6 protein-coding genes are annotated in these 7,399 nt (G+C 72.2%); all 6 read right to left on the bottom strand.

The genetic code is table 11. From position 1 onward, the window contains the following. Positions 1-63: 63 nt before the first annotated feature. On the bottom strand, positions 64-1,560 hold the full coding sequence (locus QI554_RS38355; protein ID WP_281477189.1) for an MFS transporter: 1,497 nt from the start codon (positions 1,558-1,560) through the stop codon (positions 64-66). A 125-nt stretch (positions 1,561-1,685) separates the two neighbouring features. Beyond that, positions 1,686-2,300 (bottom strand): GTP-binding protein, encoded by a 615-nt coding sequence (locus QI554_RS38350; RefSeq protein WP_281477188.1) that lies wholly within the window; start codon positions 2,298-2,300, stop codon positions 1,686-1,688. Further along, positions 2,281-2,670, bottom strand: coding sequence for a DUF742 domain-containing protein (locus QI554_RS38345; protein WP_281477187.1), 390 nt, complete (start codon positions 2,668-2,670; stop codon positions 2,281-2,283). Before QI554_RS38345 ends, QI554_RS38350 begins: the two co-directional genes overlap by 20 nt. Continuing rightward, on the bottom strand, positions 2,667-3,101 hold the full coding sequence (locus tag QI554_RS38340; protein ID WP_281477186.1) for a roadblock/LC7 domain-containing protein: 435 nt from the start codon (positions 3,099-3,101) through the stop codon (positions 2,667-2,669). The genes QI554_RS38345 and QI554_RS38340 overlap by 4 nt, the downstream gene beginning before the upstream one ends. Next, entirely contained in the window at positions 3,098-5,641 is a 2,544-nt protein-coding gene (locus QI554_RS38335) for a sensor histidine kinase (protein WP_281477184.1), read from the bottom strand. Before QI554_RS38335 ends, QI554_RS38340 begins: the two co-directional genes overlap by 4 nt. A 114-nt stretch (positions 5,642-5,755) precedes the next feature. Beyond that, positions 5,756-7,300: an MFS transporter gene (locus QI554_RS38330; protein ID WP_281477183.1), complete on the bottom strand. Its 1,545-nt coding sequence runs from the start codon at positions 7,298-7,300 to the stop codon at positions 5,756-5,758. Between the last annotated feature and the right edge of the window lie 99 nt (positions 7,301-7,399).

Here is a 7,399-nt window from a genome sequence, read left to right as displayed (position 1 = left end):
CCCCCCCCACCCCGGCGCCGCCCCCCCGGGGGTGCGGGGGGGGGCGCCGCCGTCTTCGCGGGGTCAGACGTGCACGACCGGACGGGACTCGGCCGAGGTGTGTTCGGCAACCTCGCGGGCGGGAGGCTTGCGCAGGCCCAGCGCGGCCAGCGCGGTGAGGGCGATGCCGCCGACCGCGAGGAGCACCGCGGTGCGCAGCCCGTCGGTGGTCGCGGAGCGCAGCGCCTCACCGCTGAGCCCCTCCAGACCGGAGTTGGCGACCGCGACGAGCAGCGCGAGGCCGACCGCGCCGCCGATCTGCTGGCTGGTGGACGCGACACCGGACGCGATGCCCTGGTCCTCCGCGGGGACACCCAGCGCGGCCGCCCCGAACATCAGGGTGTAGCCGGCGCCCTGGCCGAGGCCGAGCACGATCAGGCCCGGAACCAGCGCCAGGTAGGACGCCCCGGTCGACATGGTCAGCGCCACCAGGACCGCCCCGGCGCCGCCGACGACCAGCGACGCGATCATGATCGGGCGGATGCCGTGCCGGGTGGCGAGCCGCCCGGCGGTCTGCGACCCGGCCGCGATGGCGGCCATCGGGACGAGGAAGGCCAGGCCGGTGGTCATCGGGCCGTAGCCGTGCACGCCCTGGAAGTAGACCGTGAGGAAGTACAGCAGCGTGCCGAAGGTGCCCATGTAGAGGAACGTGATGACGGTGCCGGTGGTCAGGTTGCGGTTGCGGAACAGCCGCAGCGGCAGCAGGGGGTGGGCGCTGCGCAGTTCGACCGCGACGAAGGCGGCGAGCAGGACCACGCCGGCCAGTGCGGCGCCGAGCACGACCGGGGAGGTCCAGCCGGACTCGGGGCCTTGGACGAGCGTGAACACCAGCGCGGTGATGCCGACGGTCGAGGTGAGCGCGCCCGCGAGGTCGAACGAGGGGCGGTCGCCGGTGCGCGGCGCGTCGGGGGCGATCAGGCGGAACGAGAGCAGCGCGGCGGCTCCGGCGAGCGGGACGTTGACGTAGAAGACCGATGCCCAGCCGAACGCGTCGGTCAGCACGCCGCCGAGCAGCGAGCCGAGGATCATGCCGCTGCCGCCGGCCGTGCCCCACACCGCGAACGCCCGGTTGCGCTCCTTGCCTTCGGCGAAGCTCGTGGACACCAGCGTGAGCGTGGCGGGGAAGAGGAACGCACCGCCGACGCCCTGCACGGCGCGGGCCGCGATCAGCGTACCGGGGTCGGCGGCGAGTCCGCCGAGCAGCGAGGAGCCGGCGTACAGCGCGAGCCCGAGGGCGAACATCCGGCGGGGCCCGAACAGGTCGCTCGCGCGGCCGCCGAGGAGGAGGAAGCCGCCGAAGGCGACGGCGTAGGCGCTGATCACCCACTGCAGGTTCTGCGCCGAGAAGCCGAGCCCGGAGCCGATCTCCGGCAGCGCGACGTACACGATGTTGTAGTCGATGGAGATGATCAGCTGCGCGAACGCCAGCAGGGCGAGGGTGAGCCCGAGCCGGCGGCGCGGCGCCGCCGCAGTCGCGTGGTCCGCGGACGGCGCGGCGGACGCGCCGAGGTTCCTGCTCATGGTGCGAACTCCCTGGTCAGAGGCTTCCGGGTCGGCCTCCCGGCCGCCTCGGTGCTGCTTACAGGGATAAATCTAGGAGCCGGAAAGACCCCGGTAGGGGTGCATTCCGGCTCCTGTTCGATGGGTCAATTCTGGGCCGCGAAGCGCGCCGCGATGTGGTCGATCAGCGCCAGCAGCACCTCGCGGCACGACGCCCGTTCGCGCACGTCGCACAGCACCGTCGGCACCTCGGGGTCCAGGTCCAGCGCCGCGCGGATGTCCTCCTCGGTGTGGTCCAGGAGGCCGTCGAAGCGGTTCACGCCCACCACGAACGGGACGCCGCGGCGTTCGAAGAAGTCGATGCTGCCGAAGCTCGAGTCCAGGCGCCGCGTGTCGACGAGCACGACCGCGCCCAGCGCGCCGACCGCCAGGTCGTCCCACATCGACCAGAAGCGCTCCTGCCCGGGCGTGCCGAACAGGTAGAGGACGACGTCCTCGTCGATCGTGATGCGCCCGAAGTCGAGGGCCACGGTGGTGGTGACCTTCGCGGTGCCGCCCCCGGTGATGCCCTCCAGATCGTCGACGCCGACCCCGGCCGCCGTCATGACCTCCTCGGTGGACAGCGGCGGGACCTCGCTCACCGCGCCCACCAGCGTGGTCTTGCCGACCCCGAAGCCGCCCGCCACCAGGATCTTCACCGCCAGCGCGGCCGCGGGCAGCGGCACCGCGGTGTGCGCCGCGCTAGAGACGACCGAGCCCATCCCTGACCTTCCTCAGCAGTTCGGCGTTCGGGGCCTGCGCCATCGACAGCGGCGCGCGTGCGGTCATACGACCGGCGTTCACCAGGTCCCCGAGCAGGATCTTCACGACACTGACCGGCAGGTGCACCAGCGCCGCGACCTCGGCGACCGCCTGGGGGCGGACGCACAGCCGCAGGATGTCGAGCTCCTCGGGGTGCAGGCCGCCCGCCTCGCGGTCGTCCGGCACCGGTTCGACGGTGGTCACCAGGGTGATCAGCGTCAGGTCGGCGTGCGCGGCGCGGGTCCGGCCGCGGGTGAGCGTGTACGGGCGGACGAGCGGCCCCGCGTCCTCGTCCCACGCGTGCCCGTAGCGGCCTTTGTCGGCGCTCATTCCTCACCGTCCTCAGGGGGATCGGCGGCGAACCGCGGCGTCGTGCCGAGGTATTCGCCGACCCGCTTGACCAACGTGTTCATCTCGAACGCGACGACGCCGACATCGGCCTTCTGGTCGGCCAGGACCGCCATGTGTGCGCCCCGGCCGGCCGCCGTGAGGAAGAGGAACGCGTCCTCCATCTCGATCAGCGTCTGGCGCACCGGGCCGCCCTCGAAGCTGCGGCCGATGCCGCGCGCGAGGCTGGCGAGCCCGGACGACGCGGCCGCCAACTGCTCGGCCGAGTCCCGGTCGAAGGTCTCCGAGTGGCTCATGACCAGGCCGTCCTGCGACAGCACGACCGCGTGCCGGGTGCCCGGTACGCGCCTGACCAGGTCCGTCAGCAGCCAGTCGAGGCGGGTGTCGGTGGCGATCGTGGGCGGCGGTGTCATGGGCGGTCCCTCGTTGGTGTTTCAGTGGTCAGCTCGGCGGCCCGGGCGCGCTCGGACGCGCGTTGGAACGCCGAGATCGTCGCGGCGGCCTGCTGCGGGGTCGGGAGGTCCCGGTCCCGTGTGTCGTCGTTTCCGTCCGCCGCGGCCCGGGCTCCGTCGCGCTCGCGCAACGGTTCGGCCAGGCTCGCCTGGCGCACGCGGCGCGGCAGCGGCTTGGGCCGGTCGCCCGGTTCCGCGGGTGCGGCCTCCCGGCCGCCGTGGGCCGCGTCGTCGGGCACCGAACGCTCCGTTCCGGCGTGGCCGTTCAGCGCGGCCGCGGGACCGCGCTGATCCCGCGTCTGTCCGGGCACCGGTGCGAGGTCCGCCTCCGCCGCCCGCCCTTCGTTGTCAGGGTGCCCGCCCAGGTCCGGCACGGCGGCGAGCGGCGCCTTGTCGCCCGCGCTCCGCGCCGCGCCGACCGGGACGACCTCGGCGACGGCCGCCTCGTGGTCGGGCGCGGCCGTGCCGTCGCCCGTCCCGCCGGCCTCGCCCGCCTCGTCGGCCGACGCGGGGGCGCCGGGCTCGTCGAAGGTGTTGGCGCCGCCCACGATCAGCTCCTTCGGCAGGAACACGATGGCGAGCGTGCCGCCGTACGGCGAAGGCCGCAGCGTCACCCCGATCCCGAGCCGCTGCGCGAGCTGCGCGACGACGAACAGGCCGAGCCGCACGTCGTCGGCCAGCGCGACCATGTCGAACGCCTTGGGCTTCTCCAACTCGGCGTTCAGTGCGGCGTAGTCCTCCTCGGCCATGCCGAGCCCGCGGTCCTCGATCTCCACCGCGAGGCCCTTGGCGACGGCCATGCCGCGCACCTGCACCGGGGTCTGCGGCGGCGAGAACGTCGTGGCGTTCTCCAGCAGTTCCGCCAGCAGGTGGATGACCGGCCCGACCGCCTCGCCGTTGAGCGACAGTTCGGAGGAGACGTGTACGTCGATGCGGCTGAAGTCCTCGACCTCGCCGACCGCGCTGCGCACGATGTCGACGACGCGTACCGGCTTGCTCCAGCGGCGGCCGGGCTGGTGGCCGCTGAGGATGACCAGGTTCTCCTCGTACCGCCGCAGCCGGGTGGCCAGGTGGTCGAGGGCGAACAGGTCCTCGAGGACCTCGGGGTCCTGGTGCTTGTTCTCCATCGCGTCGAGCGCGCGCAGCTGGCGGCCGACGAGCGACTGGGTGCGCAGCGCGACGCTGTGGAAGACCTTGGCGTGCCCCTCGCGTTCGCGGGCCAGCCGCACCGCGCCGTCGAGCGCGGCGCGCTGGGCGACCGCGAACGCCGCGGCGACCCGCCCGATCTCGTCTCGGCCCGTCGCGAGTTCCGGCAGCTCGGGCAGCTCGGCATCGGTGTCGACGGGCTCGCCGCGGCTGAGCCGGTCGATGACGCCGGGCAGCCGCACGGTCGCCATCTCGGTGGTGGTCTCCTGGAGTCCGCGCAGCCGGCGGCGCAGCGTGCGCGCGATCGCCCAGCACAGCACGGTGACGACGACCACGACGGCCAGGCCGGACGCGCTGATCAGCCACACCGTCCACTGCAGGTCGTCGACCGTGTCCTGCGACGACGACACGATCTCACCGGCGCGGTTGGTGTCGAACGCCAGCAGCGGCCCGGTCAGCTGGTCCATCGCCATGCGCCACGACGCGGCCTCGGGCGGCAGCGTGAACCCGTCGCCGCTACGGGTCGACGACGAACCGCGGACGCCCATCGCGAGCACGGCGTCCTCGGCGGTCGTCATGACCTGCCACGGCGGGCTGTTGGTGAGCTGCTGGTAGATCAGTGCCTGGTCGCGCTCGAGGTAGGGCGCGATCTGCTCCTCGTAGAGCGAGCGCCGCGTGCCCACGGTCTGGGCGAACTCGAGGTACTCGTCGGGTCCGAGCTTGCGCGTCGCCTCGGCGTAGGTGATCAGCGTGTCCTCGCGCGCGATCATCTCGGCGGCGCGGAACATGTCGACCAGCGACTGCGCGCGGTACGTCAGCTCACCGTCGGCATGGATGTCCGACAGGGCCGCGAACGTGTCCAGCTGGGTGTCGACCGCCGCGGTGAACGGCCGCAGCAGCTCCGAGCGGCTGCCCGCGCGCTGGTCGACGCGGGCGCGGGCGGCGGGCAGCGCGGCCCGGTCCCGCTCGACGCGGTGCGCCTTGGCGACCACTTCGGCGTCGGTGTCGTTCAGGCCCTCGATGAGGTGCAGGAAGTCGGTGACGGCCGCGTCGGTCTTGGCGCGCTGCTCCTGGAGCGCCTTCTTGACGGCGTCGTCGGGGGCGGCCAACCAACCGGCGCTTAGCCGTCGTTCGGCCTGGAACTGGAGCATCAGCGTGTACGCGGGCATGCCGGCGCGCGTGGCGACGTTGTTGTTGTCCTTAAGGCCCGTGGTCTGTGTCCACAGGTGGTTCGCGGTGAAGCCCCACAGTCCGACCAGTGCCAGCGACGGCACGATGGCCAGGATGACCAGGAGACTGCGGAGGGAAAAACGGCGCCGTTTGTTGCCGGTCAGCGCCCGGACGGGGGATCTCATCGTCTCCCTAGGGGATGAGAAGGGGCGGCCCGACGAGGGCGAAACTCGCGGTGAGCGACGAGTCTCCTAAGTGACGGGTCAGATGTCCATATCCCGAGGGGGAATCGCTTCCGGTCAACCGACGGGTGCGCTCGACTGCTGGCCCTGCAACCGGGCCAGGTCGGAGGCGCGCACCTGGATGACGACCGTCGCGATGACGGCGCCGATCGCGGCGAGCACGGCCGCGGCGATGAACGCCGCGCTGATTCCGGACGTCAGCACCTCGCTGCTGTACGGCTTCGGCAACTGCCCGGTCTTCTGGAACGCGGCGCGCTGCTCGGGCGTCGCGGTGGACAGGTACTGCGGCACTTTGTCCTCGGCGGCGTTGCGGCTTGCCGTGCCGTACACGGTGACCAGGATCGACAGGCCGAGCGAGCCGCCCACCTGCTGCATGGCGTTCAGCAGGCCGGACGCCGCACCCGACTCCTGCTCAGGCACGTTGGACAGCGCCATCAGCGTCAGCGACACGAACTGGAAGCCCATGCCCGTCGCGAACACCAGGATCGGCCCCAGGATGCTGCCGACATAGGTGCTGTCCACCTCGATCATCGTCAGCCACGCCAGCCCGGCTGCGGTGAACAGCGCGCCGACGACCATGAAAGGCTTGGGCCCGAAGCGCGGCAGCATCTGCGACGTGAACCCGGCGGCGACCGCGATGACGGCGCTGACCGGCAGGAACGCGAGGCCGGCCTGGAGCGGGCTGAACCCGAGCACGTCCTGCACGAAGAGCGTGAGGAAGAAGAACATGCCGAAGATGGCCGCGGCCAGGCACAGCATCATCGCGTACGTGCCGGCGCGGTTGCGGTCGGCGAACATGTGCAGCGGCGTGATCGGCTGCCGCGACCTGCGCTCGATCAGGATGAACAGCAGCAGCAGGACGGCCGCGGCCGTGAACGAGGCGATCGTGTACGGGTCCCGCCAGCCTTTGTCCGCGGCGCGGATGAAGCCGTAGACCAGCAGGCCGACGCCGAGCGTCGCGGTCACCGCGCCGAGCACGTCGAAGTGGCCCGTATGCCGCTCGGACTCGGCGATCGAGCGCGGTGTGGCGAACGCGATGGCCAGGGCGATCGGCACGTTCACGAAGAACACCCACCGCCAGTCCAGCCACTCGACGAGGATGCCGCCGGCCAGCAGGCCGATCGCGCCGCCGCCCGCCGACACCGCGGCGAAGACCCCGAACGCGCGGTTGCGCTCGGGGCCTTCGTCGAAGTTCGTGGTGATCAGCGCCAGCGCGGTGGGCGAGGCGATCGCGCCGCCGACGCCCTGCAGCGAGCGGGCCGCGAGCAACTGCCACGACTCCTGCGCGAGGCCGCCGAGCAGCGAGGCCAGGGCGAACAGCAGGATGCCGAACATGAACATCCTGCGCCGGCCGAGGATGTCGCCGCTGCGCCCGCCGAGCAGCAGCAGGCCGCCGAACGTCAGCGTGTACGCGTTGACCACCCACGACAGGCTGGTGGTCGAGAAGTCGAGGCCGGTCTGGATGTGCGGCAGCGCGATGTTCACGATGGTGATGTCGAGGACCACCATCAGCTGGCACGAGCAGATGACCAGGAGCGCCACCCACTTGCGGCGGGCGTGCTTCTGGCTGTCAGCGGTCGCGGTGGTGGGTGGGCTCGCCATGACAGGTCCTCACGCTGTGCCCCCGGGTGCGTCGACACGCGTACTTCTCGACCGTAACCCCGGCCGCGAACCCTGTCCTGGCGAGCCACCCGCCGCCGA

Source organism: Yinghuangia seranimata (genome assembly GCF_029953285.1).
In the GTDB taxonomy this organism is placed as follows: Bacteria; Actinomycetota; Actinomycetes; order Streptomycetales; family Streptomycetaceae; genus Yinghuangia; species Yinghuangia seranimata.
Note: the sequence above shows the minus strand (reverse complement) of the source record. Positions and strands in the feature narration are given on the sequence as shown.

Coding starts and splice junctions, on each gene's coding strand:
- QI554_RS38350 (WP_281477188.1), bottom strand. CDS start 2,300: ATGGGCTCGGTCGTCTCTAGCGCGGCGCACACCGCGGTGCCGCTGCCC.
- QI554_RS38345 (WP_281477187.1), bottom strand. CDS start 2,670: ATGAGCGCCGACAAAGGCCGCTACGGGCACGCGTGGGACGAGGACGCG.
- QI554_RS38340 (WP_281477186.1), bottom strand. CDS start 3,101: ATGACACCGCCGCCCACGATCGCCACCGACACCCGCCTCGACTGGCTG.
- QI554_RS38355 (WP_281477189.1), bottom strand. CDS start 1,560: ATGAGCAGGAACCTCGGCGCGTCCGCCGCGCCGTCCGCGGACCACGCG.
- QI554_RS38335 (WP_281477184.1), bottom strand. CDS start 5,641: ATGAGATCCCCCGTCCGGGCGCTGACCGGCAACAAACGGCGCCGTTTT.
- QI554_RS38330 (WP_281477183.1), bottom strand. CDS start 7,300: ATGGCGAGCCCACCCACCACCGCGACCGCTGACAGCCAGAAGCACGCC.